The sequence below is a fragment of the Ochrobactrum sp. SFR4 genome (assembly GCF_019730395.1).
Lineage (GTDB): Bacteria > Pseudomonadota > Alphaproteobacteria > Rhizobiales > Rhizobiaceae > Pseudochrobactrum.
Map to the genome: position 1 here is coordinate 1 of NZ_JAAPBB010000066.1, position 832 is coordinate 832.

An 832-nucleotide genomic window follows, 5' to 3' on the forward strand; every position below is an offset into this window, starting at 1 on the left:
TTTCCACATTGATTGTCTGGCTGAGGTGGTCTGGCACCTCTGGGTTCGAAACGACGGATTGACCAAGGGCCGCATCTGTCGGCGTCAGGACGGCGGCGGTCAGCAATGCCACGGCTAGCCCGTCTGTCGGAAAGAGCGAGAACGCAACGAGTGTCCCCAGCGTGATCGTCAGCGGCAGGCCGATCACCAGCATCCGTGTCGGGATCTGCCAATCCATCACCAGTTTCCTAAAGCGCACATGGCTGGCATCAGAGAACAAAATCAGGATCAGCGTGATCTCGGCCAGAAGTTTCTTTCCTTCGTGAATCACATCAGGCGCAAAGCTGGCACTCAGTGGCCCCGACAAGGCAAAGCCAAGCGCTGTGAAGAGGATTGGCAGGGTCAGCAAGCTGCGCGAGATTGCCTTGCTGAACAGCGAGTAAAGGGCAAAGGCCACAAGCACCAGAAGAACTGCGGGGGTCATGACGTTGGATTTTCCTTCTTGAGCAAGGCACTGTGCCGGGTCCGAAGCTTGGCAAGTTTTGGCGCGATATAGACGCGGCAAAAGGGCCGTTCGGGGTTGGATTTGTAGTAGTCGTGAAATCGGCTGTCCGAAGGCCTAAAGCCCCGATGCATCAGGCTGCGCGTGACAAAATGCACCTCCGCCTCTGCAGCAAGGTCCCGTATATAAGTCGCGCATTCGTCTTGCTGCTCAGGGGTCATCGTATAAACCGCGCTGCGATACTTGCCGCAATCGTTGACTTACCGGAGCCGCTTCCCCCGTCAAGCGCCACGACAACAGGACGTGCGAGTTCGGCGCGGAGGGCTTCTATTCTCTCAAGTATGTGGAGTT

General features: G+C 57.0%; 1 protein-coding gene and 1 pseudogene. Both read right to left on the reverse strand.

Annotated elements, in window-relative coordinates; genetic code table 11:
• The coding region (locus HBA93_RS17855; protein ID WP_221724186.1) for a cation:proton antiporter domain-containing protein at positions 1-463 on the reverse strand (463 nt) is incomplete at its 3' end.
• A pseudogene (locus HBA93_RS24600) lies at positions 460-720 on the reverse strand (peptide-methionine (S)-S-oxide reductase); the annotation flags it as partial. The gene HBA93_RS17855 and the pseudogene HBA93_RS24600, both read right to left, overlap by 4 nt.
• Positions 721-832 lie beyond the last annotated feature (112 nt).